This is a genomic window from Corynebacterium sp. 21KM1197 (genome assembly GCF_033783015.1).
GTDB lineage: Bacteria > Actinomycetota > Actinomycetes > Mycobacteriales > Mycobacteriaceae > Corynebacterium.
Genome location: NZ_CP123907.1, coordinates 1,067,255 through 1,093,052, shown reverse-complemented (window position 1 = coordinate 1,093,052; position 25,798 = coordinate 1,067,255). Strand labels below are relative to the sequence as shown.

20 protein-coding genes, 3 rRNA genes and 1 pseudogene are annotated in these 25,798 nt (G+C 63.1%); 1 reads left to right on the top strand and 23 read right to left on the bottom strand.

Going from position 1 to position 25,798, the window contains the following annotated elements:
• The first annotated feature begins 83 nt into the window (after positions 1-83).
• The gene (locus OLW90_RS05310; RefSeq protein ID WP_319651703.1) at positions 84-1,232 is read left to right on the top strand and encodes an HNH endonuclease signature motif containing protein; all 1,149 of its coding nucleotides are present in this window, start codon (positions 84-86) and stop codon (positions 1,230-1,232) included.
• Here the strand turns inward: OLW90_RS05310 and xerD are convergent.
• The 23 genes and pseudogenes from xerD to OLW90_RS05195 form a co-directional block, all read right to left on the bottom strand.
• Positions 1,180-2,037 carry a site-specific tyrosine recombinase XerD gene (gene xerD / locus OLW90_RS05305; protein WP_319651702.1) on the bottom strand — a complete coding sequence of 286 codons (858 nt, stop codon included), beginning with the start codon at positions 2,035-2,037 and terminating at the stop codon, positions 1,180-1,182. The two genes, OLW90_RS05310 and xerD, sit on opposite strands and share 53 nt — an antisense overlap.
• Positions 2,012-2,620 (bottom strand): NUDIX hydrolase, encoded by a 609-nt coding sequence (locus OLW90_RS05300; RefSeq protein WP_319651701.1) that lies wholly within the window; start codon positions 2,618-2,620, stop codon positions 2,012-2,014. Before OLW90_RS05300 ends, xerD begins: the two co-directional genes overlap by 26 nt.
• Positions 2,608-4,191 carry a CTP synthase gene (locus tag OLW90_RS05295; protein WP_319651700.1) on the bottom strand — a complete coding sequence of 528 codons (1,584 nt, stop codon included), beginning with the start codon at positions 4,189-4,191 and terminating at the stop codon, positions 2,608-2,610. The genes OLW90_RS05300 and OLW90_RS05295 overlap by 13 nt, the downstream gene beginning before the upstream one ends.
• Before the next feature lie 6 nt (positions 4,192-4,197).
• Entirely contained in the window at positions 4,198-4,944 is a 747-nt protein-coding gene (locus OLW90_RS05290; protein WP_319651699.1) for a copper transporter, read from the bottom strand.
• Positions 4,945-4,947: 3 nt separating this feature from the next.
• The gene (steA, locus tag OLW90_RS05285) at positions 4,948-6,123 is read right to left on the bottom strand and encodes a putative cytokinetic ring protein SteA (RefSeq protein ID WP_319651698.1); all 1,176 of its coding nucleotides are present in this window, start codon (positions 6,121-6,123) and stop codon (positions 4,948-4,950) included.
• 8 nt (positions 6,124-6,131) lie between these two features.
• On the bottom strand, positions 6,132-7,826 hold the full coding sequence (gene recN, locus OLW90_RS05280; RefSeq protein WP_319651697.1) for a DNA repair protein RecN: 1,695 nt from the start codon (positions 7,824-7,826) through the stop codon (positions 6,132-6,134).
• Positions 7,816-8,649, bottom strand: coding sequence for an NAD kinase (locus tag OLW90_RS05275; protein WP_319651696.1), 834 nt, complete (start codon positions 8,647-8,649; stop codon positions 7,816-7,818). Before OLW90_RS05275 ends, recN begins: the two co-directional genes overlap by 11 nt.
• The gene (locus OLW90_RS05270; protein WP_319651695.1) at positions 8,649-9,437 is read right to left on the bottom strand and encodes a TlyA family RNA methyltransferase; all 789 of its coding nucleotides are present in this window, start codon (positions 9,435-9,437) and stop codon (positions 8,649-8,651) included. The genes OLW90_RS05275 and OLW90_RS05270 overlap by 1 nt, the downstream gene beginning before the upstream one ends.
• Positions 9,437-9,571, bottom strand: a complete 135-nt coding sequence (locus tag OLW90_RS05265) for a hypothetical protein (protein ID WP_319651694.1) — start codon at positions 9,569-9,571, stop codon at positions 9,437-9,439. The genes OLW90_RS05270 and OLW90_RS05265 overlap by 1 nt, the downstream gene beginning before the upstream one ends.
• Complete coding sequence (locus OLW90_RS05260) at positions 9,568-10,470, bottom strand: HAD-IIA family hydrolase (RefSeq protein ID WP_319651693.1); 903 nt, start codon at positions 10,468-10,470, stop codon at positions 9,568-9,570. Before OLW90_RS05260 ends, OLW90_RS05265 begins: the two co-directional genes overlap by 4 nt.
• Positions 10,467-11,237 (bottom strand): annotated as a pseudogene (locus tag OLW90_RS05255) (hypothetical protein); the annotation flags it as partial. The gene OLW90_RS05260 and the pseudogene OLW90_RS05255, both read right to left, overlap by 4 nt.
• Positions 11,238-11,323: 86 nt before the next feature.
• Positions 11,324-11,442, bottom strand: a 5S ribosomal RNA gene (rrf, locus tag OLW90_RS05250).
• Between the two features lie 94 nt (positions 11,443-11,536).
• A 23S ribosomal RNA gene (locus OLW90_RS05245) occupies positions 11,537-14,609 on the bottom strand.
• A 249-nt stretch (positions 14,610-14,858) separates the two neighbouring features.
• Positions 14,859-16,382, bottom strand: a 16S ribosomal RNA gene (locus OLW90_RS05240).
• Together the 16S, 23S and 5S rRNA genes form the textbook arrangement of a ribosomal RNA operon.
• Before the next feature lie 405 nt (positions 16,383-16,787).
• Complete coding sequence (gene galK / locus OLW90_RS05235; protein WP_319651692.1) at positions 16,788-17,918, bottom strand: galactokinase; 1,131 nt, start codon at positions 17,916-17,918, stop codon at positions 16,788-16,790.
• Complete coding sequence (gene galT / locus OLW90_RS05230) at positions 17,909-18,982, bottom strand: galactose-1-phosphate uridylyltransferase (RefSeq protein ID WP_319651691.1); 1,074 nt, start codon at positions 18,980-18,982, stop codon at positions 17,909-17,911. The genes galK and galT overlap by 10 nt, the downstream gene beginning before the upstream one ends.
• Positions 18,975-19,202: a cell wall anchor protein gene (locus OLW90_RS05225; RefSeq protein WP_319651690.1), complete on the bottom strand. Its 228-nt coding sequence runs from the start codon at positions 19,200-19,202 to the stop codon at positions 18,975-18,977. Before OLW90_RS05225 ends, galT begins: the two co-directional genes overlap by 8 nt.
• A gap of 14 nt (positions 19,203-19,216) precedes the next feature.
• Positions 19,217-20,857 carry a sodium:solute symporter family protein gene (locus tag OLW90_RS05220; protein WP_319651689.1) on the bottom strand — a complete coding sequence of 547 codons (1,641 nt, stop codon included), beginning with the start codon at positions 20,855-20,857 and terminating at the stop codon, positions 19,217-19,219.
• Between the two features lie 9 nt (positions 20,858-20,866).
• Positions 20,867-21,712: a hypothetical protein gene (locus tag OLW90_RS05215; protein ID WP_319651688.1), complete on the bottom strand. Its 846-nt coding sequence runs from the start codon at positions 21,710-21,712 to the stop codon at positions 20,867-20,869.
• The gene (gene tyrS, locus OLW90_RS05210) at positions 21,709-22,971 is read right to left on the bottom strand and encodes a tyrosine--tRNA ligase (protein ID WP_319651687.1); all 1,263 of its coding nucleotides are present in this window, start codon (positions 22,969-22,971) and stop codon (positions 21,709-21,711) included. The genes OLW90_RS05215 and tyrS overlap by 4 nt, the downstream gene beginning before the upstream one ends.
• Entirely contained in the window at positions 22,968-23,153 is a 186-nt protein-coding gene (locus tag OLW90_RS05205; protein WP_319651686.1) for a Trm112 family protein, read from the bottom strand. The genes tyrS and OLW90_RS05205 overlap by 4 nt, the downstream gene beginning before the upstream one ends.
• A gap of 11 nt (positions 23,154-23,164) precedes the next feature.
• Positions 23,165-24,586, bottom strand: coding sequence for an argininosuccinate lyase (gene argH / locus OLW90_RS05200; RefSeq protein ID WP_319651685.1), 1,422 nt, complete (start codon positions 24,584-24,586; stop codon positions 23,165-23,167).
• Entirely contained in the window at positions 24,587-25,783 is a 1,197-nt protein-coding gene (locus tag OLW90_RS05195; protein ID WP_319651684.1) for an argininosuccinate synthase, read from the bottom strand.
• Between the last annotated feature and the right edge of the window lie 15 nt (positions 25,784-25,798).

Sequence of the window (25,798 nt, the reverse complement as noted above, 5' to 3'; positions counted from 1 at the left end):
TGCTCAAACACTGCCGAAAATCGAACACTTGACCTAATACATGGGCTTGGTTAGAATGGGAAGCAAAGACTAGGGGGACCATCATGGAGTATTACTTCTCTACCTGCGATCACACCGACCCAGTAGCCCGCGCCTACGCACGCATCCGCAAGGAGGAATACCTCCTCTGGGAGGACCTACTCCCGCCGGAGGATCAGGACACCCGCATAGCGCTCAGCACCCTCAGCCGCTCCACCGGCAAGGCACCCTCCACGCTCCGGGATTCACTTTTCGTAGGCATCTACACCCTGCGCAGACTCCCCCGCCTGCACGCCCTCCAAAACCAGCTCTTCCACTTGGACAGGGAACGAATCACCGCCATCGGCAACGAGCTCCTCATAGCCTCGCCCGAGCACTACCCGCTTATCGACGCCGCCCTCACCTCCCTGCTCACCCCTACCGCACCGGCGCAGGCCATGCCCACCACCACGGAAATCAGGAAGCGCCTGCGCCGTATCCTCGATGAACTCCTCGGCTTCCCCACAGCCGCCGATCCCGGAGACTTCAGCATCGAGCACATGCTCAACGAGGGCACCCGGATCACCGCCTACCTGCCCAAGGATCTTGGCATGTGGGTGGAAAAGGCCATCACCAACGTCACCTCCACCACCGGTTGTTCCCCCGTGGAGGCCTTCACCGGCCTCCTCCGGGGCAGCATCACCACCACGGTCACGGTGAATCTCTATCAGGCCACGGACATCGAAAACGCCCCCGTCTGGTCGAGCGCCACGGCAGATTGGCTCCCCACCCACCGCGAGGGATTCTGGAAGAATCAGGCCCGCCCCACTCAGGCCAGGCGCGAATCCACCCGCGCCCACAACGCCACCGCCGCCCTCAAGCGATACGTCCAGGGCCGCGATGGGCGCTGCCGCTTCCCCGGTTGCCAAGCCCGCGCCTGCCAACTAGACCACCGGGTGAATTGGGAGGATGGCGGCCCCACCTCCGCCGGGAATCTCGCTTCCCTCTGCCAGCACCACCACAACATGAAAACCGATGGCATCGTGCGCTACCTGCTCGATGAGTCCACCGGAATCATCGTGTGGATACTGCCCAACGGTCGCTGGCAGGTCAGCGCCCCCAGCGGCCCGCTTTCCGCTCCCGGTGCCCGCTGGGCGCGCAGCATAGCCCAGTGGCGAAAGGCTAGGCGCGAGGGTGCGCTTGCCGCCAGGCAGACCGCAGGCTATCCGCGGTGACGTGGGTGTAAATCTGAGTGGTAGTCACGGAGGAATGACCGAGGAGTTCCTGCACCACGCGCACGTCCGCACCGCCTTCGAGGAGGTGCGTGGCAAAGCTATGCCGCAGGGTATGCGGGGAAATATGCTTCTTCATCCCCGCGGCTTCCGCGCGCCCTTTGAGCACCGCCCAACTGCTCTGGCGCGATAACCGCCCACCGCGCCGGTTCAGCAGCAGCGCATGGACGCGCGGTTGAAAAGCCGCACGGCCTCGCACCAGGTATGCCTCCACCGCGCGCAGGGCCACGCCCCCCACGGGCACCATGCGTTGTTTAGAACCCTTGCCGGTGAGCACCAGCATCTCGTCTATATCGTCTACGTCCAGGGCCACCACCTCGGAGATGCGCGCACCCGTGGCATAAAGCAATTCCAGCAACGCCCGATCCCGCAGATCCACCGGAGTCTCATGCGGGATAGAGTCGAGGAGTTTTCCCACCTCCTCGATCGTCCAGGTATCCGGCAGGTGCTGCCCGGTGGCCGGCGGAGAGACCTCCCTGGCCACATCCACGTCCAGCACGCCTTCCTCTACCCCAAAGCGGTGCAGGCCTCGGGCCACCACCAGGGCCCTCCCCGCGGACGCCGTGGAAAGTCCGCCGCGCTGAAGATCGGCCACGTAGGCCTCCACATCCGTCTTGGTCACCTCGGACAGGGGTTTATCCAGCCAATCCAGGTAGCGCTGCACATCACGCCGATAATTGCTCAGCGTGTTCTGGCTTAGCCCACGCTCCACCGCCAGGTGGTTAAGCCAGGTCTGCGCCAGATCCATCGCGCCTCCTCGCCAGGGCCTGCGGCCGCAGATCAAAGGGGATATCCGTGGGGCGCGTGGTTCCTTCGGCGGCGGCAAAGATACCGGCCACCGCGATCGAGTTGATGATCTCCCCGCGCAGCACCATTGCTTTGGCCTCCGCCAGGCTCACCCAGGCCAGCCGCATATCGGCCTCCTCGTCCTGGGGCTCGGGCCGATCCGTGGGGCTAAGATCCGCGGCCAGGTACACGCGCGTGACCTCATCGCTAAAGCCCGGACTAGTGGCAACGTCAAGGAGCATGGCCCACTTCTCCGCGCGCAATCCCGTCTCCTCCATGAGTTCGCGGCGGGCGGCCGAAAGCGCGTCCTCCCCGGGCACGTCGAGCAGACCTGCGGGTAGTTCCCACAATCGCCGTCCCACGGCATGCCGGTATTGCTGCACGAGGGCGATGTTCTCACCGTCGCGGGCCACCACGGCCACCGCACCGAAGTGCTCCACGATCTCCCGGTTGGCGCTGCGCCCACCGGGCATGGTCACGGCGTCGCGGCGCACGGCGATGATCGGGGCGTCGATAAGCAGCGTGGATTCGGTTACTTCATACATGCCGCGATGAGTCCTTCAAACAGCGGGTGTGCCTTTGTGGGGCGAGACTTATATTCCGGGTGTGCCTGCGTGGCCACCAGGAAGGGGTGGTCGGGATATTCCACGAACTCCACGAGGTTACCGTCCGGGGAGGTGCCGGAGAATACCAGCCCGGACTTCTCGATCTCCTCGCGGTAGGCGTTATTGACCTCAAAGCGGTGCCGGTGTCGCTCGGATACCTCCGTGGCGCCATACAGTCCGGCCACCACGGAACCCTCCTGCAAACGCGCCGGGTAGGCCCCCAGGCGCATGGTGCCGCCCAGGTCTGCGGTGCCCGCCACAGCCGCCTCCTGCTCCGCCATCGTGGAGATCACCGGGAAGGGCGTATCGGGATCAAACTCCGTGGAGGAGGCCTCAATGCCCACGCTGCGAGCGGCCTCGATCACCACGCATTGCAGGCCCAGGCAGATACCCAGCAGCGGCAGTTTATTCTCCCGGGCGTAGCGCACGGCGGCGATCTTGCCCTCGATGCCCCGCGCGCCAAAGCCGCCGGGAATCACCACCCCATCGCACTGTTCCAGGGCGGACAGGTCCTCCGCGGAGATCCATACGATCTTGGCGCGCAGGTGATGAGCAAAGGCCGCCGCGCGCACAGCTTCCACCACGGAAAGGTAGGCGTCCGGCAGGTCGATATACTTTCCGACGATCCCCACGGTGACCTCGCCGCGCGGATTGTGCACGCGGTCAAGCAGATCGGCCCAGGAACTCCAATCGACGTCCCGGAAGGGCAGACCCAGGCGGCGAATCAGGAAGGTATCCAGGTGCTCGCGGTAGAGCACCTCGGGAATGTTGTAGATGGAGGCGGAATCCGCGCACGAGATCACGCCCTCCTCCTCCACGTCGCACATCAGCGCGATCTTGCGCTTCAGGGGGGCCGGAACCTCCCTATCGCAGCGCAGGACCAGGGCGTCCGGGACGATACCGATGGAGCGCAACTCCGCCACGGAGTGCTGCGTGGGCTTGGTCTTTAGCTCCCCGGAGGGGGCCAGGTACGGCACCAGGGATACGTGAATGAAAAAGATGTTCTCCCGGCCCACCTCGTGGCGTACCTGCCGCACGGCCTCCAGGAAGGGCTGGGATTCAATATCGCCCACCGTGCCGCCGATCTCGGAGATCACCACGTCGGCGTCCTCGCCCATCGCCAGGATTCGGGACTTGATCTCATCGGTGATGTGCGGGATCACCTGCACGGTCTTACCCAGGTATTCCCCCCGGCGTTCCTTAGCAATCACCGTGGAGTACACCTTGCCGGTGGTCACGTTCGCCTTGGCGGTCAGGGCCCGGTCCAGGAAGCGCTCGTAGTGCCCCAGGTCGAGGTCCGTCTCCGCGCCGTCCTCGGTGACAAAGACCTCACCGTGTTCAAAGGGATTCATCGTGCCCGGATCGACGTTGAGGTACGGATCCAGCTTCTGCATGGTGACCGAAAGCCCGCGGGCAGTGAGGAGTTGTCCCAGGCTGGCGGCCGTCAGGCCCTTCCCCAGAGAGGAGACGACGCCCCCGGTGACAAAAATGTATTTGGTGGCCGTTTTCACGGAGTTTCAGCTTAACATATCGCGCAGCCTCAATACCACGCTGACCTGCTCAGACACGCTATCCGGGTCGGAGGCGCGAGTCACCGCATTGCCGCGCGTGTGCAGTGCTGCGGCGAAGCTTTCCAGGCTGTGTTCCGCAAAGCCCTCCTCGTGCCCGCTGAGCACCACGATCCCCTGGGCGGGAAGAATCGTGCCGCTGGCGTAGGAAAGGAAGCCCGCGTCGCGCAAAGCGGTGAGCAGATCGGCACGCTCGTCCACGGTGGACTGCGGCTCGCCCGTTTCCGGGTTGAGCATGAGCGCCGAGCCCAGTGCCTCGCCGGCGTGGGTGCCGGGATCGAGGCTGTTCTCGGAGAGTTGTGCCCCGGCCGGGAGCGTGTTGGTCACGATGGTCTTGAGGCTATCCGCCCCCTCCTGATCCGTGAACCGGGACTCCAGATTGATCTGACCGGCGTCGATAGCCCCCGCTTGATTCAGCCAATCCCGCACCGCCACGGCCCGCTCCGCAGCGTCGTTGGTGGCGAAGATGAGCACGGGGCGCTGGTCCAGGGAACCTGCCAACGCGGCGGGCGCGAGGGACCCCACCACATCGTTGGACGCTCGCGCCTCTTCCGCGCTGCGCTGGGCATCGGCTTCCGCGGCCGCCACCGCCTTATCGTCCGTGTGATCCACCGGGGCGAGCACATAGGCGCCCAGGGCGGACCCCAGGGCCACGCCAAAGCCCAGCCCCGCAATAACCAGTCCTGCCTTTGCCATGCGTTACTCCTTAAACCAGCCCTGGACGGTCAGCGCCAGGTTATTCCAGGTGTCGATGAGGTTATCGCTAAAGGTCCCCGCCCCGCCCATGCCCGCGATCAGCACGATGGCCGCGCACGCCACGAGCACGCCGAGGATCGCCCACAGCCAGGCGATTCCCCCGCTGGCGGGCACGATGTAGAGGTTCGCCACGGCCTCGGCGTCCACCAACTTGGTGCCCACCTTGGCCCGCGTGACCAGGGCCGCAGGGTTGTGCTTCCCGGCAAACATGCCGTCCAGGCTCAGCGGCGCACCGGCGTTCACGATCAACTCCGCGCCGTGGTACTCCACCAGGAGCAGGGCAAGGTCAGTGGCGGAATCCGTGGCCGCGGGGAAGGTCATCGCGCCGATGCCCAGGTCCTGGATGCGCTCCAGACCGGAGGCGTGGCCATCGGCATCGGCGGGCAGCACCACCCGCGCGCCGCTGCGCAGCGTCTCCGCTCCCACGTTCACGGGATTGCCCACGATGAGGTGCGGGCGGTATCCCATCTCCACCAGGGTATCGGCCGCGCCCTCCACACCCACGATGTACGGCTCGTACTCGCGGATGAAGTAGCGCAGCGCCTCGATCTGCTCCCGATGGCGCGCACCGGGGCTGACCACCAGGGTCTTGCGCCCGCGAATCTCCTCGCCGGTATCGGGAATACCCAGCCCGTCCACCAGAAGCGGGGCCTCCGTGTTCAGGAACTCCACGGTGTTGCCAAAGTAGGCCTCCATGCGCTCCACCAGGGATTGCTGAGCCTCGTTGAAGGACTTTTCCGCCTCCGCGCGGGTGACCACGTGGCCATCGCCAAGGTGCTTGTCCCCGTGGTAGATCCCGCCCTCATCCGATACCCGAGCTTTTTTACCATCGCGCAAGCCGCCCAGGGAACCGGCGGAATCAATCAGGGTGATGGAGGCGTCCAGCAGCATGGTGGGGCCAAAGTTGGGCACGGCCCCGGTGCTAAAGGCGGCCTTATTGATGACCACGGAGGGCTGAAGGTCGATGAGGTCCTGCGCAAGGCGGCGCGAGATGTCCGAGGCATCGATCACCGCGATGTCCCCCGGGGAGAAGCGCTTGAGGCCCTTGCCCTGGGGGGTGCAATCGCGCACTACCCCGTGCTGACCGGGGAGATCGTCTTTGCGGGAGAACAGACTCATGCGTCACATCATTGCGCGTTGCCGCCCTCAAGTGGTGAAGGCGCGCGGGAAAATTCCTGTGCTCGTTCCAATAGTTCCGCCGCGTGCGCCAGGCCCGTGGCGTCCACCAGCCCGGCGAGCATACGCGCGAGTTCCTCCACTCGCCGCTGCCCGGTGAGCGTTTCCACCCCGGAGGTAACGGTATCGTCCTTGGCCACGTGCAGGTGGGTATCGGCGTAGGCCGCGACCTGGGGCAGGTGGGTCACCGCGATCACCTGATTGTGCTGCGCCAGGCGGGCTAATCGACGCCCAATTTCCATCGCCGCGCGCCCGCCCACGCCGGCATCGACCTCATCGAATACCAGGGTGGTGCCCGGCGATACCCCCGCCAGCACCACCTCAAGGGCCAACATCACGCGGGACAACTCACCGCCGGAGGCCGCGGCGTCCAAGGGGCGAGGCGGGGCCTCCGGGTTGGCGGCCAGAAAGAGCGCCACCTCATCCAGCCCCTGGGGGCCGGGCTCCCCGGTGCGAATGTCCACGATGAGTTGCGCCTTGGGCATGGCCAAACCGTGCAGTTCGGTGGAGACGTTCCGGCCGAGGTTGCGCGCCGCCCGGTATCGCACCGCGCTGATCTTTTTGCCCTCCTCAAGCACCGCCTCGTATGCCTCGCGGGTGCTCTTTTTCAATTCCTCCAACGCCTCCATGGAGGTATCCATGCGGGAAAGCCTCTCCCGGGCCTTATCCTGCCAGGCGATCACCCCCTCAATGTCCGGGGCGTACTTCCGGGTGAGCGACTTCAACTGATACTGACGCTGCAAGGCTGTCTCTAGCGCCTCGGGATCGGTGGGCAACTCGGAGAGAAAGGCCCCCAATTCCGCCGTGATCTCTCCCAGCGCCGCGGTAATCCCGGAAAGACGCTCCCCCAGTTCCTCCAGAACGGGGTCGCCGGTCAGCGCGCTCGCGGCGCGCCCCAGGAGCGTGGAGGCGGGGTCGGATTCGTCCGTCTCCCCGAAGGCCTCCGCGCCGTCGATAGCCGCCAGCGCCAGGGTGGCCTGCTCGCGCAGGCTATCGACGTCCTGCAAGCGACGCACCAGGGCCAGCAATTCCGCCTCCTCCCCCGGCTGGGGGTCCACGGCGTCAATCTCCTTGAGCGCAAATTGCAGGCGATCCGATTCCTGCGCCAACTCGCGGCGCGACTGCGTGCGCCTGCGCAGATCGCGTTCTAGTTCTTTCCACCTCTGATAGGCGCGGTGATAGTCCCCAAGGTCGATGTGCGCGTACCTGTCCAGGGCCTCCCGCTGCTGTTCGGGGGCGCGCAGGCGCAACTGATCGTTCTGCCCGTGGATGGTCAGTAATCCTTGGGTAAAGGCCGTGAGCGTGGCCGCCGGAACGGAACGCCCGCCCAGATGAGCACGGGAGCGGCTGCCGGAGACGGTGCGCGAGGCGATGAACTCCCCGTTCTCATCCGGTTCCCCTCCGGCCTCCTCCACCACGGCCGCGCCCTCCGCGCCCGCGATAAAACGCCCCTCCACCACGGCCTTCTTGGCGCCGTTGCGGATTCGGGAGGCATCCGCCCGACCCCCCGTGAGCAGGCGCAACCCGGTGACCACCATTGTTTTACCCGCTCCCGTCTCACCCGTGAGCACCGTCAGGCCGGGACTGAGTTCCGTGGTGGCGCGCGGAATCACGCCGAGATTTTCGATGGTCAGTTCAGCCAGCATGGTTATCCTTCCTACCACGCCAGCCCTGCACCGGAAGATCTAATTTGGATACCAGCCGATCCGCAAAGGGGGAATCATCCAGCCGCACCCAGCGCACGGGGCGCGCCCCGCGCGCCACCTCCACCCGTGAGCCAGCGGGCATGGTGACCTCGCGGAACCCGTCCATGACCACCCGCGCCGAGGACAGCGATTCCACCGCCGCCGTGGAATGGGGACTCATCACCAGGGGCTTGGTAAAAAGCGCGTGGGCGTTATTGGGCACCACCAGGATCGCGTCCAGTTCCGGCCACAGCACCGGCCCCCCGGCGGAAAAGGCATAGGCCGTGGACCCCGTGGGGGTGGAGATCAGGATGCCATCGCAGCCAAAGGAACTCACCGGGCGGCCGTCCACCTCTAGGCTGGCGTCCAACACCCCGTGGCGGTGCACGTTCTCAATGCTCACCTCGTTGAGCGCCCAGCCGTGGGCGATGGGGGCGAGCGATTCGGAGAGCACGGTGGCGTCGATGGTCATGCGATCCTCCACCCGATAGTCGCGGTCGATCACCTTCCCCACGGCCTCCTCTAGGGATTCGGCCTCCCACTCCGCCAGGAATCCCACGTGCCCGAGGTTGATGCCCAAGACCGGCACATCCGCCTCATGGGCCAGGTCGGCGGCGCGCAAAAACGTGCCATCGCCGCCGAGAACCAGCACCAGCTCCACGTCCGCGCTCACTCCCGCGCGGGGGGACCGCACCCTGATATTTCCCGTGGAAAGCAGCTCCGCCGCGCGCTGCGCGGCCTCGGCGTTATTGCCCATCGGGGGAACCAGCACTACCTCACGCATTATTGCGGCCCTTCCGCTACGGCTTGCGCCACCATCTCCGTCACGTTCTTCGCCGGGGGAGCCCCCTTGGTCAGCCATAGGAAGAACTCCACGTTGCCCTGCGGGCCCGGCAGCGGCGAGGCCACCACCTGCCGCAGACCCAGCCCCAATTCCTGCGCCTCCCGGGCCACCTGCTCGGTTACCTCCGCCCGCAGGGCCGCGCTGCGCACCACCCCGCCGCTGCCCAGGCGCTCCTTGCCCACCTCAAACTGCGGCTTGACCATGGGAAAGAGATCGCCGGTGACGCACTGCGCCAGGGCCGGAAGCACCAGGCGCAGAGAGATAAAGGAGAGATCGCCCACCATCATCTCGCAGGGGCCGCCGATCTGCTCGGGTGTTAGGGAGCGCACGTTGGTGCGGTCATGCACCCGCACCCTGGGATCGTTTTGCAGCCGCCAGATTAGTTGCCCGTATCCCACGTCCACGGCCACCACCTCGCGCGCGCCCCGGCGCAGCAGCACGTCGGTGAATCCCCCCGTGGAGGCTCCCGCATCAAGTACGCGCTTTCCGGTGGGGTCCACGCCAAAGGCATCCAGGGCCCCGATGAGTTTGTGCGCCCCGCGCGAGGCCCAGGTATCCTCCTCGCTCCCCTCCACGCGAATGGAGGCTCCCTCCTCCACCACGGTGGCCGGTTTGTGCGCAGGGAATCCCCCCACCACCACGCGGCCGGAGCGAATCATCTCCACCGCCTGCTCCCGCGAGCGCGCGATCTTGCGGCGCACAAGTTCCGCGTCCAACCTCCTGCGCATTAGCCTTCCTTTCCCTTCAGAGCGCCCTGCAAAATCTCATGAGCCCGCTCCAAAATATCGGCCTCCGCCTCCAGGGTAGCGGCGGGTTGGCGCAATGCCTCGTGCAGTTCCCCCTGCAATTCCTCCGGGGTCATAGTCCCCTGATCTCCGAGAACGGCCCCTCCCACGCCACCGGCAGGGCCGCCAGGAGGCGCTGATGGGCGGTTTCGCCTTCTACCACCACAACGTCACCCTGGCGGTAGGCAGTGGCACCTTCCCGAGGTCCCGGACGCAGGTTGGCGTCGCTGTGCAAGGCACTCATATCCTCCGCCACATAGGTGGGGCGCTGCTCCGGCGGGGCGGCCAGGAGATCGGATACGCCCGAAACCCCGGTGAGCACGTGCAGCGTGGCCATGCCCGCCGCGTTGCCCCCTGCAATATCGGTATCCAGGCGATCCCCGATCACCAGGGGGCTCTTGGCGTGCCGCGCGGCCTGCTCAAACATGCGCGTCTCCGGTTTCCCGGCCGCGATCGCCCGTATCCCGGTGGCCGACTCCACCGCCGCCACCATCGAGCCATTGCCCACCAACAAACCCCGCTCCGAGGGCAACGAGGTATCCCGATTGGAGGCGATGTATCGCGCCCCGCGCCGAATAGCCAAGGCGGCCTCAGAAAGCTGCGCCCAGCCAGTTTCCGGGTCGTGTCCGTGCAGCACCACCTGGGGTTCCTCATCCGCACTATCGACGACCCGCAGGCCCGCCTCCCGCGCCAAGTCCCGGAAGGACGGTGCCCCGAGGATCAATACCCGCGCGCCCGGTTCCAGTTCTACGGCCAGACCAATCGCCGCCTGCGCGGAGGTCAGCACCGTTCCGGTGGGCAGCCCCATGCCGCGCAGTTTCTTCTGCACCTCCGCCGGGGACTTGGAGGCATTATTCGTCAAATAGATGGGATCGAGGCCGCGCAAGGCCTCGACGGCCTCCGGGATCGGGGTATCCCCGTGCCACACGGTGCCATCGAGATCAAAAAGCAGCGCGTCATGCTTATCCAGCATCATTGTTCTAAGCGCTCCTGGGCATCAAAGAAGCCCTCCTCGTCCACGGCCGCCACCCGCTCAAACCAGGGACGCGCCTCCTCTTTCCGGCCCGCCGCCTCCAGGGCATCGGCATAGGCATAGGCCAGACGCAGGGCCGTGAGGCCCGTGTCCGTCATCGAGGGCTCCAGGCGCTCCAACGTCAGAACGGCGGCGTCATACTGCTCCAGGTCCTGCCGCGCCCCGGCCAGGACAATTCCCAGCTCGATAGCGGATTCCTTGTCCAACTGCGCCGCCTCCTCCGAGCGACCAATATCCAGAGCCTTATTCGGGCGACCAAGGCCACGCTCGCAGTCCGCCATCAACGCCAAGAGGCCCGGGCCACCGCTCATGCGACGTGCCGCCCGCAACTCCGAGAGCGCTTCCTTCCACTCCCCCGCGCGATATGCGGCAATGCCATTGGTCTCCCGGGCCACCGCGACGCGCCCCGCACGGTTCTTGGCCGCGCGGGCATGGCGCAGGGCAAGCTCCGGGTCCTCATCCATGAGGGTGGCCGCCATGATCATGTGCTTGGCGACGCTCTCCGCGTTCTGCTTGGAGAGCACCCGCAGGTCTTGCAACACCATGGGATCGAGATCGCGGACGTTAATATCCTCGGGCAGGGTCGGCTCATCTTCACGATTCTTGGCCCGCTCCTCACGGAACCCCTGGCGCTGAGGATTAGTCCGATTACGGCTTCCAGCGCGCTGAGAATGCCGACGCTCCCGATTCATGTGCTGCCTTTCCACGTATCTGACTGTACCTGTATATGCGTGTGGGAGGGGCCTGCCCACCCAACAACGGTGCACAAACCCCTCCCACAACATTAAATTTTTAGTGTTGGCGGCAACCTACTCTCCCACACCCCAACGAATGCAGTACCATCAGCATGAAATGGGCTTAGCTACCGGGTTCGAAAAGGGACCGGGCGTTTCCCCACCACCATCAACCACCAACACAACCAACCACCCCACAGGGGCGTGTCATGCCAGACACTGCACAGCAGACGCAAACACCACACAAACTGTGTGCTCGTTACACAACGCATGTTTTTTGTTAAAACTTCGGCCAATTAGTACCAGTCACCACACCACTCACATGGCTTACAGACCTAGCCTATCAACCCCATCATCTACAGGGAACCTCACACGAAACCTCATCTCAAAACAGGCTTCCCGCTTAGATGCTTTCAGCGGTTATCCCTCCCGTACGTAGCCAACCAGCCCTACCCTTGGCAGAATAACTGGCACACCAGAGGTACGTCCAACCCGGTCCTCTCGTACTAGGGTCAGCCTTCTTCAAGTTTCCACGCGCGCGGCGGATAGAGACCGAACTGTCTCACGACGTTCTAAACCCAGCTCGCGTGCCGCTTTAATGGGCGAACAGCCCAACCCTTGGGACCTACTCCAGCCCCAGGATGCGACGAGCCGACATCGAGGTGCCAAACCATCCCGTCGATATGGACTCTTGGGGAAGATCAGCCTGTTATCCCCGGGGTACCTTTTATCCGTTGAGCGACACCACAACCACAAGTAGGTGCCGGATCACTAGTCCCGACTTTCGTCCCTGCTCGAGCCGTCACTCTCACAGTCAAGCTCCCTTATACACTTACACTCAACACCTGATTACCAACCAAGCTGAGGGAACCTTTGGGCGCCTCCGTTACCATTTAGGAGGCAACCGCCCCAGTTAAACTACCCACCAGGCACTGTCCCCAACCCAGATCATGGGCCAAGGTTAAGATGCTCAATCCGACCAGAGTGGTATTTCACCAACGACTCCACACCCACTAGCGTGAATGCCTCACAGTCTCCCACCTATCCTACACAAACCGAACCAAACAACAATACCAAGCTATAGTGAAGGTCCCGGGGTCTTTTCGTCCTGCCGCGCGTAACGAGCATCTTTACTCGTACTGCAATTTCACCGGGCCTGTGGTTGAGACAGCAGGGAAGTCGTTACGCCATTCGTGCAGGTCGGAACTTACCCGACAAGGAATTTCGCTACCTTAGGATGGTTATAGTTACCACCGCCGTTTACTGGGGCTTAAATTCTCCGCTTCGAACACAAAAGCTCTAACAGGTCCTCTTAACCTTCCAGCACCGGGCAGGCGTCAGTCCGTATACATCAACTTCACGTCTTCGCACGGACCTGTGTTTTTAATAAACAGTCGCTTCCCTCTATCCTCTGCGCCCCCACACACCACACCACCGCAAAGATGATGCAACACGTAGGGGTCCCCTTCTCCCGAAGTTACGGGGACAATTTGCCGAATTCCTTAACCACAGTTCACCCGAACGCCTTAGTATACTCTACCAAACCACCAGTGTCGGTTTAGGGTACGGGCCGCACATGCACTCGCTAGAGGCTTTTCTCGACAGTACAGGATCACCAACATCACCCAAAAAAGGGCTACGCATCACGCCTCACACAAACAGATACGGATTTACCAATACCCTGTGCCACACGCTTACACCACAATCCAATAAGTGGCCCAGCTACCTCCCTGCGTCACCCCATCACTTGGCTACTACCAGCTCAGGCCCCACGCACCAACAACACCACAACCTCAAAGAGATTAACAGCATGCCGGTGGGCGGTTAGTATCACCGATTCACCACTTTTCGCACACACACGGGTACCGGAATATCAACCGGTTATCCATCGACTACGCCTGTCGGCCTCGCCTTAGGCCCCGACTCACCCTGGGAAGACGAACTTGACCCAGGAACCCTTAGTTATACGGCGGACAAGATTCTCACTTGCCAAACGTTACTCATGCCTGCATTCTCACTCGCACACACTCCACACAGGGTCACCCCCATGCTTCCACACATGCACGACGCTCCCCTACCCAAACAAAAATGTTTGCCGCGGCTTCGGCGGTGTACTTAAGCCCCACTACATTGTCGGCGCAGAACCACTCGACCAGTGAGCTATTACGCACTCTTTCAAGGATGGCTGCTTCTAAGCCAACCTCCTGGCTGTCTTCGCGATCCCACATCCTTTTCCACTTAGCACACCCTTAGGGGCCTTAGCCGACGATCTGGGCTGTTTCCCTCTCGACCAATGGAGCTTATCCCCCACAGTCTCACTGCCACACAACACTTAAACCAGCATTCGGAGTTTGGCTGACATTGCTAAGATGATAGTCCCGCTCAACCAACCAGTAGCTCTACCTCCAGCAAGCTTATGTGACGCTGCACCTAAATGCATTTCGGGGAGAACCAGCTATCACGGAGTTTGATTAGCCTTTCACCCCTACCCACAGCTCATCCCCGCAGTTTTCAACCTACGTGGGTTCGCGCCTCCACAACCTCTTACAGCTGCTTCACACTGGCCATGGGTAGATCACCCCGCTTCGGGTCCAGAACATGCCACTAACAACACCCCATTAGGATTCGCTTTCGCTACGACTACCCCACACGGGTTAACCTCGCGACATGCCGCTGACTCGCAGGCTCATTCTTCAAAAGGCACGCCATCACCCCACAAAAAGGCTCTGACGGATTGTAGACACACGGTTTCAGGCACTATTTCACTCCCCTCCCGGGGTACTTTTCACCATTCCCTCACGGTACTATCCGCTATCGGTCACACTGAGTATTCAGGCTTACCGGGTGGTCCCGGCAGATTCACAGCAGATTCCACGAGCCCGCTGCTACTCGGGAACACACACCACACAACACCACCAACCTTCACGTACGGGACTCTCACCCACTCCGGCAGGCCATTCCAAACCACTTCCGCTAATCAATGATGTTCTGCGTCGCACTAGGCAGATACGACACGCATGCATCCCACAACCCCTAACACGCAACCCCTGCCAGGTATCACACGCACCAGGTTTAGCCAAAAATCCACGTTCGCTCGCCACTACTAGCGGAATCACAATTGTTTTCTTCTCCTACGGGTACTGAGATGTTTCACTTCCCCGCGTAAACCCCCACACCACCTATACATTCAGCAGTGGGTAACCAGCAATGACACTGGCCAGGTTTCCCCATTCGGACACCCTCGGATCAACGCTCGATTGACAACTCCCCGAGGCCTATCGCGGCCTTCCACGTCCTTCATCGGCTCAGCATGCCAAGGCATCCACCATGCGCCCTTACAAGCAACAAAAACACAACACACAGAAAAATAAAGATGCTCACGTCCACTATACAGTTCTCACACAACACACCCCCACCACCACAACAGCAAACACACAGGCCTACCATCCGGCTAGTGGGGCACAAGACACAACAAACATGCTGCGCCAGACACCCAACAACGCACCAACACACAACCAAACAACCATGTCCACCACACCCACCCACAACAAAAAAAGGCGTGCCTCCACCCAGATTCCAAAAACAAAAACTCCATAGAAAGGAGGTGATCCAGCCGCACCTTCCGGTACGGCTACCTTGTTACGACTTCGTCCCAATCGCCAATCCCACCTTCAACCACTCCCTCCCATAAGGGTTAGGCCATGGTTTTCGGGTGTTACCAACTTTCATGACGTGACGGGCGGTGTGTACAAGGCCCGGGAACGTATTCACCGCAGCGTTGCTGATCTGCGATTACTAGCGACTCCGACTTCATGGGGTCGAGTTGCAGACCCCAATCCGAACTAAGGCCGACTTTACAAGGATTAGCTCCACCTCACGGTATCGCAACCTACTGTACCGACCATTGTAGCATGTGTGAAGCCCTGGACATAAGGGGCATGATGATTTGACGTCATCCCCACCTTCCTCCGAGTTAACCCCGGCAGTCTCTCATGAGTCCCCACCACCACGTGCTGGCAACATAAGACAAGGGTTGCGCTCGTTGCGGGACTTAACCCAACATCTCACGACACGAGCTGACGACAACCATGCACCACCTGTACACCAGCCACAAAGGGAAAACGCATCTCTGCGCCGGTCCGGTGTATGTCAAGCCCAGGTAAGGTTCTTCGCGTTGCATCGAATTAATCCACATGCTCCGCCGCTTGTGCGGGCCCCCGTCAATTCCTTTGAGTTTTAGCCTTGCGGCCGTACTCCCCAGGCGGGGCGCTTAATGCGTTAGCTACGGCACAAACCCCGTGGAAGAGGCTCACACCTAGCGCCCACCGTTTACAGCATGGACTACCAGGGTATCTAATCCTGTTCGCTACCCATGCTTTCGCTCCTCAGCGTCAGTAACTGCCCAGTAACCTGCCTTCGCCATCGGTGTTCCTCCTGATATCTGCGCATTCCACCGCTACACCAGGAATTCCAGTTACCCCTACAGCACTCAAGTTATGCCCGTATCGCCTGCACGCCCGGAGTTAAGCCCCGGAATTTCACAGACGACGCGACAAACCACCTACGAGCTCTTTACGCCCAGTAAATCCGGACAACGCTCGCACCCTACGTATTACCGCGGCTGCTGGCACGTAGTTAGCCGGTGCTTCTTCTCCACCTACCGTCACCCCAAAGGGCTTCGTCGGTAGCGAAAGGAGTTTACAACCCGAAGGCCTTCATCCCCCACGCGGCGTCGCTGCATCAGGCTTGCGCCCATTGTGCAATATTCCCCACTGCTGCCTCCCGTAGGAGTCTGGGCCGTATCTCAGTCCCAATGTGGCCGTACACCCTCTCAGGCCGGCTACCCGTCGACGCCTTGGTAGGCCATTACCCCACCAACAAGCTGATAGGCCGCGAGCTCATCCCCAACCGAAAAAACTTTCCACCCCTCACACTAAAGAGGGGTCCTATCCGGTATTAGACCCAGTTTCCCAAGCTTATCCCGAAGTTGAGGGCAGATCACCCACGTGTTACTCACCCGTTCGCCACTCGAGTACCCCCGAAGGGGCCTTTCCGTTCGACTTGCATGTGTTAAGCACGCCGCCAGCGTTCGTCCTGAGCCAGGATCAAACTCTCCACAAAAAAGGCTCGTGAAAAGCCCAAACCTAGCAAAACAAATAAACTGACAAAAGATTCAAAAACTATTCATCAGCCAACCACCACACCACACAAGGACGTGGTAGCAATATCATCACATGATTATATTCCCATGGCCTGCCGACCATGACTGGCACACACCCCACACCCAACACATGGGTGCGAAAAATAGGGGGGTGTTCCTTGATGAACACAACACTATCTACCGAAACAAAACCACACAGTCCTGTCTCAGTAATTGTGCATTGGTACGCTATCGAGTTCTCACACAACACACGCCACAAACCCATATAACCTACGGGGTAGATTCTCTAGTGAATGCTTCCCCGGGGGTGTCGCGGCGACTCCGATAAATCTACACACCCACCCCACAACACACAAACAACCAGGTCAGAGCGCCTTTGCGCCGCCTTGTGGACTCATCACGTACACATCGGCTCGCGGTACCGCCTCCTTGATTCGCCGCGTCGCTTCCTCGGTATCCGGGCTCAGGGCCACGATGCTGCCACCAAAGCCTCCCCCGGTCATGCGCGCCCCCACCGCACCGGCCTCCCTCGCGGCTCGCACTGCGGCCTCCAGTTCGGGAGTCACCACCTCGTAATCATCTCGGAGGGAATCATGGCTGGCGTTCATCAAGGCACCGAATCGCTCCGCGTCCCCGGCTCGCAAAGCCGCGATAGCCCGCCGTGTCCGCTGCGTCTCGCTCACCACGTGGCGCACGCGGCGGCGCACCACCTCGGGGTCGCGGCCCGTGGACTCCGCCCACTTCACGGCCTCTTCCACCATCGATTCCTCCCGGAAGGTGCAAGAAAGGTCGGCCAGGAGGGCGTCGATAAGCCCCCGGCGGGAGCCGTATCCCCTGGTGGCGTGGGAATGCGCGGCATTGGTGTTGGCCACGAGGAAGGAGAGGAAGGAAAGGTCGCAGGGCACGTGCTCCATGCTTCCGTCCAGGAAGTCCAGCGCCAGCGCGTGATCGGGGCGGGAATACAGGCAGGCGCGCTGATCGAGTCCACCGGTATTGGCCCCCACCACCTCGTTCTCCGCGCGCATGGCCGCCGCCGCGAGGTCGGCATCGAGGTTGTAGAGATCGCGAGCGGCCACGGCCACCGCGCATTCCAGGGCGGCGGAGCTGGATAGCCCGGAGCCCAGGGGGACATCGGAGACCACCGCAAGGTCCATGCCGGGGGTGTCCAGCGCCCAGAGCGTCCCGGCTATGTAGCCGCGCCAATCGCTCACACCGGATAGATCCCGGAGATCGGCCTCCCCCACCCAGCGGTGCCCGGTGGGATCCACGGAGATCATGCGCACCCGGCTATCGGAACGAGGGCTCGCGGCCACCGCCGTTCCCATCGTGGTGGCCACCGGCAGGCACAGGCCAAAGGCGTAATCCACGTGATCTCCGATGAGATTTACCCGCCCGGGGGAAAACCACAGTCCCGCGGGCGTATCCCCGTAATGGCGACGATAAAGATCGGCCGCGTCGCGGCCCAGCGTTTCCGGGTTGCGCACCTTCATTGCCATATCCTCCTGAATGTTTCCGCGATGGTTTCCGGGGTGGTGTCATTGATCCAGGCACCCATGCCGGATTCTGACCCCGCGAGGTATTTCATGCGGTGCGGGGAACGCATGAGGGAAAAGAGCTGGAGGTGCAATCGGCCCGCCTCCGGTTGCCCCACCGGGGCCTGGTTCCACGCCGCGATATAGGGGGTGCGTTCCACCCCCTCGAAGAACCGATCCACGGCGGGGAAAAGGCTGTGCAGGATACCTGCTAGTTCCTCCCTCTCCTCGGTATTTAAGGCGGGGAAATCGGGTACCGCCCTGCGCGGCATCACCATCACCTCCACCGGCCATTTGGCCGCCAGGGGCGTATAAACCACAAAGCTGGGGGTGGTGTGGATAATGCGCTCCTCGGCGCGCAATTCCGCCTCGATGACCTCGTCAAAGAGATTCGGGCGCAACCGCACCTGCTCCGCGATCGAGGCCATGCGCGGGGGAACAAAGGGGTAGGAATAAATCTGCCCGTGGGGATGCGGGAGGGTCACGCCAATTTCCTCGCCCCGGTTTTCAAAGGGAAAGACGGCCCTTATCCCCTCGATCCGGGAAAGTTCCTCCGTGCGGTGCGCCCAGACCTCGATGAGCGCACGCTTGCGTTCTAAGGGGAGGTCTGCGAAGGATCCCTCCGGCTCCGGGGTAAAGCACACCACCTCGCAGCGGCCCAGGGCCGGACGCTGGGCATCGTCGAGCGCCCCGCCCACTGTCCCGCCCACGCCGTGCAGGGTGAGCGAGGGAAAGCGATTTTCAAACACCGCCACCTGATAATCCGCCTCGGGAATCTCGCTGGGATAACCGCCCGGACGGGTGGGGGCCAGCGGGTCCTCGTTGGCCGGGGGCAGGAAGGTGCGGTTTTGGCGGTGCGCGGCAAAAAGGCTCCACTGCCCCGTCAGCGGATCGCGGCGCATGGTGGATTCCGTGCGCACCACCGGCAGCGCGCGCTCGTCCGTGGCCATTCTGGGCGGGGTGTCGGGGGTGTCAAAGTAGAGGATCTCGCGGCCGTCGGAAAGCCGGGAGCGGGTCACCCTAAGCATGATCGCCCTCCATGCGGATCGGCTTGAAGCGCGCCCACGCGAAGAACACCGCGGCAACCCCCACCATGGCCAGTCCCGTCCAGAGGTTATCCGTGGCCTGCTTGGGTGCCATGTCCTCGGGATTCACACCGGGATCGAGCAGGAAAAAGCACAGGCACAGCACGATGCCGTACAGGCCGATGAGCGCCCCGATGACGTTGCGAATATCAAAGGTAGACATAAGACGTGTGCTCCTTAGAGGAAGATGAGGTTCAGGGCCGTCACCAGAACCAGGCACAGGATGCCCAGCGGAACCGTGCGGCGATACCAGGGCAGGGTGGCCTCGACGGCGTCGGAAAGCTGCTCGCGCGGGGTCACCGAGCGAACAAAGCCCACCAGCTCGTGATCCGGCTTGGGCCGGGTGAACATCGTCACCGCCACGGAAACCGCAATGTCCACCACGAAGGCTAACGACGCCGCCACAAACGCCGTGCCCTGCCCCGGCAGGGACACCACGGGATCATCTCCCAGGGAGAGCGCCCAGAATGCCACCGCCGAGGCCGTTCCGGCCACCAGGCCCGCCCAACCCGCGTGCGGGGTCATGCGCTTCCAAAACATACCCAGGATGAACGTGGTGAAGAGCGGGGCATTAAAGAAGCCAAAGAGCGTTTGGAGGTAATCCATGATGTTGCCAAAGTTCGCGGCCAGCAAAGCGGTAAATACCGCGATGATGGTGGCAAAAACGGTGGCTATGCGGCCAAACTTGAGGTAGTAATCATCCTCCCTGTCCTTGACCACGTAGGTCTGCCAGAGGTCATAACTCACCACCGTGTTAAAGGAGGAGATATTGGCCGCCATACCGGCCATAAAGGCCGCCAGCAGGCCCGCTATTCCCACGCCAAGCAGGCCATTGGGCAGCAAATCGCGCATGAGGTACAGCACGGCCTCATTGGGTGCGGCGTTGCCCTCAGCGATGGGGGTGACGATGGTTCCCGCGATCATGCCGGGAATGACCACGAGGAAGGGAATAAACATCTTGGGAAAGGCCCCGATGATGGGGGTCTTGCGCGCCGCGGAAAGGGAATCCGAGGCCATCGCGCGCTGCACCTCCACGAAGTTGGTGGTCCAGTATCCAAAGGAGAGCACAAAGCCCAGGCCAAAGACGATGCCCACCACCGACCACACCGGGTGCTCAAAGCCTGAGAGTTCCGTTCCCGGCCAGGTGGAAAAGTGGCTCGCGTCCCCCACCTTTTCCTTCAGGCCCTCCCAGCCGCCCACATGGCGCAGGCCGATCACCGTCAGTGGGGCCAGACCCGCCACGATGACAAAGAATTGCAGCACCTCGTTATAAATCGCGGCGGATAGCCCACCCAGGGTGATATAGGAAAGCACAATCACCGCCGCGATGAGCAGGGTGGCCCAGCGCGGCCATCCCAGCAGCGCCTCCACCACCGTGGCCAGCAGGATCAGGTTCACCCCGGCGATGAGCAATTGCGCGATGGCAAAGGAAAGGGCATTGACCAGGTGCGCGCCCGGGCCAAAGCGGCGGCGCATGAATTCCGGCACCGAGCGCACCTTGGAGCCGTAATAAAAGGGCATCATCACGATGCCCAAAAAGACCATGGCCGGAACCGCACCGATCCAGAAATAGTGCATGGTCTGCATTCCGTATTCCACGCCATTGGCGGACATACCGATAATCTCCACCGCGCCGAGATTGGCTGCCACAAAGGCCAGTCCGGTGACCCAGGAGGGCAGGCCCCTACCGGAGAGGAAAAAGTCAATGGAGGAGGAAACGCGACGCTTGGCCGCCCACCCAATTCCCAAGACAAAGACGAAGTAGAGGGCCACCAGGGAGTAATCTACCCAGGTGGCGTCAAGCCTTAAGGTATTCACATTGGTTCCTTATATCCGTGCAATAGAATAATGCGCGCTCAGGCTCTCGCCGGGGGCCAGCACGCGAAGGTCCACGCGGCTATTGAGGGCATTGGGTGGGGCCGTCATGGGTTCCACCGCCAACCAGCGCCGAGGTGAAGTATAAATCTGCGTCCACGGTAACGAGGAACGCAGGCACACCCCCTCCCCCGAGGGGTGTACCAGGCGCACCTCGTGCGGGGAATTGCCCTGATAAAACACGTCGTCAAAGCACCGCCCGCGCATGGGAACGCTGGGCTGCGGCCAGTTAGGCTCCAGGGCGGAATCGGGAATCATCGCGGCGTTGAGGGGCAACCTGCGCGCCGCGCCGAGGTGCATGATGCACTCATCGAGGGGCCAGCCCAGCGGGTCGAGATACGGGTGCGCACCCAGGGCGCAGGGGGCGGGGCGATCGGCAAGATTGCGCGCGACGATCTCCGCCTTAATCCCCCACTCACGCGCCGTGTATTTCACCCGCACCTCGATCGGCCAGGGCCAGCCCTCCCGTGGCCCCAGCACGGCGCGCAGTTCCGCGTTCGCGGTGCCCGCCTCAAGATCAAAGATCGTTCCGGGGCTAAAACCGTGGAGGGCATGACCGCGCTCCGGCTCGGTGACGGCCAGGCGGTGCTTACGCCCCGCGAACTCAAAGGCGGCCCCCGCCACCCGGTTCGGCCACGGGGCCAGCGTGATATTCGTGGCCTCCGGCGGATGCGCTCCCTCAGGAAACTCCCGCAGCAGCGGCCTACCCGCCCAGCGCAGGGAGCGTATCGACGCCCCGGAGGCAGAGACCACCGCCACCGTCTCACCGCAGCGCAGCCGTGCCTCCGGGATGCTCACCCCCGGGAAACCCCCGCAAAGTTCTTCTTGCCGCGGCGCAGCACCAGCCAGGTCCCGTGCAGGAAGTCCTGTTCCTGGGGCTCCCAGTCCTCCGCGCTCACGCGGGCGTTATTCACGTACACGCCGCCCTCCTTGATCGCGCGGCGGGCCGCGCCCTTGGAGTCCACCAGGCCGGTGCCCACCAGGAGGTCCACGATGCCGCGCGGCGCGCCCTGATCGAGGTGCAGCACCTGCGTCTCCGAGACCGCCGAGGTCAGCGTGGCCTCGTCCAAATCGGCGAGGTCGGCACGGCCAAAGAGCGCCTGGGAGGCCAGCTCCACGGCGGCCGTGGCCTGCTCCCCGTGCACCAGGGTGGTCATCTCCCGGGCCAGGGTGCGCTGCGCCTCGCGGGCATGCGGGCGCTCGGCAACCTCCTGTTCCAGGCGATCCAGCTCCTCCTTGTCCAGGAAGGTAAACCAACGCAGGTAGCGCACAACGTCCGCGTCGGCGGCGTTAATGAAGTACTGGTACCAGGTGTACGGGCTGGTCATCTCCGGGTCGAGCCACAGGCTGCCGCCGCCGGTGGATTTGCCAAACTTCTTGCCCTCGGAGTCCGTGACCAGGGGCACCGTGAGCGCGTGCACCTGGTCACCGCTCACGCGGCGCACCAGGTCCACACCGGCCACCAGGTTGCCCCACTGATCGCCGCCGCCCACCTGGAGATTGACTCCCCTGGTGGCGTGCAACTGCACGTAATCATGGGCCTGGAGGAGCATGTAGGAAAACTCGGTGTAGGAAATGCCGTCGTTTTCTAGGCGGCGCTTGACCGTATCGCGCGCCAGCATGGTGTTGAGGGAAAAGTGCTTGCCCACGTCGCGGAGGAAGGAAATGACGGTCATGTCCTTCGTCCACTCGTTATTGTTCACCAACTGCGCGGCGTGCTCACCCTCGAAGGTGACAAAGCGACGCAACTGCCCGGAAATGCGCTCGGCCCAGTCGGAGACTGTCCCGGCGTCATTCATGGAGCGCTCTCCCACGTCGCGCGGGTCGCCGATCATGCCGGTGGCACCGCCGGCCAGCACGATGGGGTTGTGACCCGCCCGCTGGAACCGGGCCAGCATCAGCAACGGCACCAGGTGGCCCGCGTGCAGGGAGGGGCCGGTGGGATCAAAACCGCAGTACAGTGTGATGGGCTCCTTCTCCGTGGCCTCGCGCAGGGCCTCAAGGTCCGTGGACTGATTGATCAGCCCGCGCCACTGCAATTCCTCGATGATATTCACTGTGCTTGTCCTCCCGGCCACTCCACGGCCTCCTCCATCAGCAATACTGGTATGCCTTGGTCAATGCGATAGGCAATGCCCAGGCGCTCATTGACCAGCACCTGTTCCTCCTCGCGGTACACCAGTGGCCCCTTATCCTTGGGACACACCAGAACGTCCAGCAACTGCGGGTTAAGGCTCATGGCTCTTTACTCTAGCCCCTGGCCCATTCCCGCTGCGCCTGGGCGGCCTCGCGCACCCGTTCCCGCTGTTCGGCCACCCGCACCCCGGCGGTGCCGCCACGGGTATCGCGGGAGGCCACGGCGCCGTCGATAGTCAAGACCTCACGCACCTCCGGGCGCAGGCGCTCGTCCACACCGGCGAGTTCTTCATCGGTGAGTTCCACCAGATCCACCCCGCGCGATTCCGCCAGGCGCACGCACGCGCCCGAGGCCTCGTGCGCCTCGCGGAAGGGCACACCCTGGCGCACCATCCACTCCGCGAGGTCGGTGGCCAGCGTATAACCGCGCGGCGCGAGTTCGCGCATGCGATCCTCGTGGAACACCAGGGTGCGCACCAGGCCCGTCATCGCCGGGAGCAGCAGGTTGAGCTGCGCCACCGAGTCAATCACCGGCTCCTTATCCTCCTGAAGATCCCGGTTATAGGCCAGGGGCTGCGCCTTGAGCGTGGACATGAGGCCGGAGAGATTACCGATCAACCGGCCAGTCTTGCCTCGCGTGAGTTCCGGGACGTCCGGGTTCTTCTTCTGCGGCATAATCGAACTGCCGGTGGACCAGGCATCGTGCAGGGTCACGTACCCAAACTCCGGGGTACACCAGGCGATGATCTCCTCCGCCAGGCGGGACATATCCACCGCGATCTGCGCGAGCACAAAGGCTGCCTCGGCGGCAAAGTCCCGCGAGGAGGTGGCGTCCAGTGAGTTATCCGCCGCGGAATCAAAGCCCAATTCCGCCGCGATCGCCTCCGGATCCAAGCGCAGGGAGGAACCCGCCAGCGCGCCGGAGCCGTAGGGAGACACCGCCAGGCGACGATCCAGATCCCGGATCCGCTGCCCATCGCGCAACAGGGGCTGCGCGTGGGCCAGCAACTGGTGCGCCAGCAGAACCGGCTGGGCCGCCTGGAAGTGCGTCTTGCCCGGCATGATCGCCTGCGGGTGCGCCTCCGCCTGCTCCACCAGGGCGTCCACCAGATCCGTCACGGACACCGCGATGTCGCGCAGGGCGTCGCGCAGCCACATGCGAAACAGCGTGGCCACCTGATCGTTGCGGGAGCGCCCCGCGCGCAGTCGGCCGCCCAGTTCCGGGCCCACGCGCTCGATCAGGCCGCGCTCCATCGCCCCGTGGACGTCCTCGTCCGTGGGCGCGGGGCGAAATTCCCCGGAGGCCACGTCCGCGCCTAAGCGGTCGAGTCCCTCCAGCATGGCGTCCAGGTCCTCCGCGCTGAGCAGGCCCGCGCGGTGCAATACCCTGGCGTGGGCCTTGGAGGCCAGCACGTCATAGGGTGCTAGAACCCAATCGAAGTGCGTGGACACGCTCAGCGCAAACATCGCCTCCGAGGGCCCACCGGAGAACCGGCCGCCCCACAGTGCTCCCTCGTTGGTGCCGTGCTGCTGCATTTAGGCCTCCCGATCCCGCTTGTTGGCGATCTTGGAGGACAGGCCGTGCAACTGCACAAAACCCTTGGCCAGGGTCTGATCGAAGGTATCGCCGGTGTCATAGGTGGCCAGGTTGAAGTCATAGAGCGATTGCTCGGAGCGTCGCCCATTGACGGTGACGGAGCCCGCGTGCAGCACCAGGCGAATATCGCCGGTGACGTGCTCCTGGGTGGACTCGATGAAGGCGTCCAGGGAGCGCTTGAGCGGGCTGAACCACAGGCCGTCGTAGACCTCCTCGGACCAGCGCGCCTCAACCAGGCGCTTGTAGCGCGCCAGCTCGCGCTCCACGGTGACGTCCTCCAGCGCCTCGTGCGCCTTGATGAGCACCATCGCGCCGGGGGCCTCGTAAACCTCGCGGGACTTGATACCCACCAGGCGATCCTCCACCATGTCCAGACGACCCACGCCCTGCGCTCCGGCCCGGCGGTTGAGTTCCTCGATGGCCTCCAGGACGCTGACGGGGCGGCCGTCGATGGCCACCGGCACGCCGCTCTTGAAGGAGATGATCAACTCATCGGGAGCGTTGCCCAGGGCCGGGTCCTCCGTGTAGGCGTAGAGATCCTTGGTGGGCGGGTTCCACAGATCCTCCAGGAAGCCCGTTTCCACCGCGCGCCCCCACACGTTTTGGTCGATGGAAAACGGCGAGGAGGCGGACTGCTCGATGGGCAGGTTGATCTCCTCGGCAAACTGAATGGCCTTATCGCGCGTCCAGGCGAAGTCCCGGGCCGGGGCCACGATCTCCAGGCTCGGGTCCGTGCTCATGAAGCCCACCTCGAAGCGCACCTGATCGTTGCCCTTGCCGGTGCAGCCGTGCGCCACGTGGGTGCCGCCGTGCTCCTTGGCGGCCTCCACCAGGTGCTTGACGATCAACGGCCGGGAAAGCGCGGATACCAGGGGGTACTGCTTCATATACAAGGCGTTAGCCTTGACCGCGGGAAGGCAGTATTCCTCCGCGAACTCGTCCTTGGCGTCCACCACCACGGACTCCACCGCGCCGCAGTCCAGGGCGCGCTGCCGCACGGATTCCATATCCTCGCCGCCCTGGCCCAGGTCGAGGGATACGGCCACGACCTCACCCTCGATCATCTTGGCCAGGTAAGGAATGGCCACGGAGGTATCCAGGCCACCGGAATACGCAAGAACAATGCGGTTAGTCATGATTATTTCTCCTTA

Excerpts from the sequence above, each read along its gene's own strand:
- OLW90_RS05310 (WP_319651703.1), top strand. The coding sequence starts at position 84 with ATGGAGTATTACTTCTCTACCTGCGATCACACCGACCCAGTAGCCCGC.
- xerD (WP_319651702.1), bottom strand. The coding sequence starts at position 2,037 with ATGGATCTGGCGCAGACCTGGCTTAACCACCTGGCGGTGGAGCGTGGG.
- OLW90_RS05300 (WP_319651701.1), bottom strand. The coding sequence starts at position 2,620 with ATGTATGAAGTAACCGAATCCACGCTGCTTATCGACGCCCCGATCATC.
- OLW90_RS05290 (WP_319651699.1), bottom strand. The coding sequence starts at position 4,944 with ATGGCAAAGGCAGGACTGGTTATTGCGGGGCTGGGCTTTGGCGTGGCC.
- steA (WP_319651698.1), bottom strand. The coding sequence starts at position 6,123 with ATGAGTCTGTTCTCCCGCAAAGACGATCTCCCCGGTCAGCACGGGGTA.
- recN (WP_319651697.1), bottom strand. The coding sequence starts at position 7,826 with ATGCTGGCTGAACTGACCATCGAAAATCTCGGCGTGATTCCGCGCGCC.
- OLW90_RS05275 (WP_319651696.1), bottom strand. The coding sequence starts at position 8,649 with ATGCGTGAGGTAGTGCTGGTTCCCCCGATGGGCAATAACGCCGAGGCC.
- OLW90_RS05270 (WP_319651695.1), bottom strand. The coding sequence starts at position 9,437 with ATGCGCAGGAGGTTGGACGCGGAACTTGTGCGCCGCAAGATCGCGCGC.
- OLW90_RS05265 (WP_319651694.1), bottom strand. The coding sequence starts at position 9,571 with ATGACCCCGGAGGAATTGCAGGGGGAACTGCACGAGGCATTGCGCCAA.
- OLW90_RS05260 (WP_319651693.1), bottom strand. The coding sequence starts at position 10,470 with ATGATGCTGGATAAGCATGACGCGCTGCTTTTTGATCTCGATGGCACC.
- galK (WP_319651692.1), bottom strand. The coding sequence starts at position 17,918 with ATGGCAATGAAGGTGCGCAACCCGGAAACGCTGGGCCGCGACGCGGCC.
- galT (WP_319651691.1), bottom strand. The coding sequence starts at position 18,982 with ATGCTTAGGGTGACCCGCTCCCGGCTTTCCGACGGCCGCGAGATCCTC.
- OLW90_RS05225 (WP_319651690.1), bottom strand. The coding sequence starts at position 19,202 with ATGTCTACCTTTGATATTCGCAACGTCATCGGGGCGCTCATCGGCCTG.
- OLW90_RS05205 (WP_319651686.1), bottom strand. The coding sequence starts at position 23,153 with ATGAGCCTTAACCCGCAGTTGCTGGACGTTCTGGTGTGTCCCAAGGAT.
- argH (WP_319651685.1), bottom strand. The coding sequence starts at position 24,586 with ATGCAGCAGCACGGCACCAACGAGGGAGCACTGTGGGGCGGCCGGTTC.
- OLW90_RS05195 (WP_319651684.1), bottom strand. The coding sequence starts at position 25,783 with ATGACTAACCGCATTGTTCTTGCGTATTCCGGTGGCCTGGATACCTCC.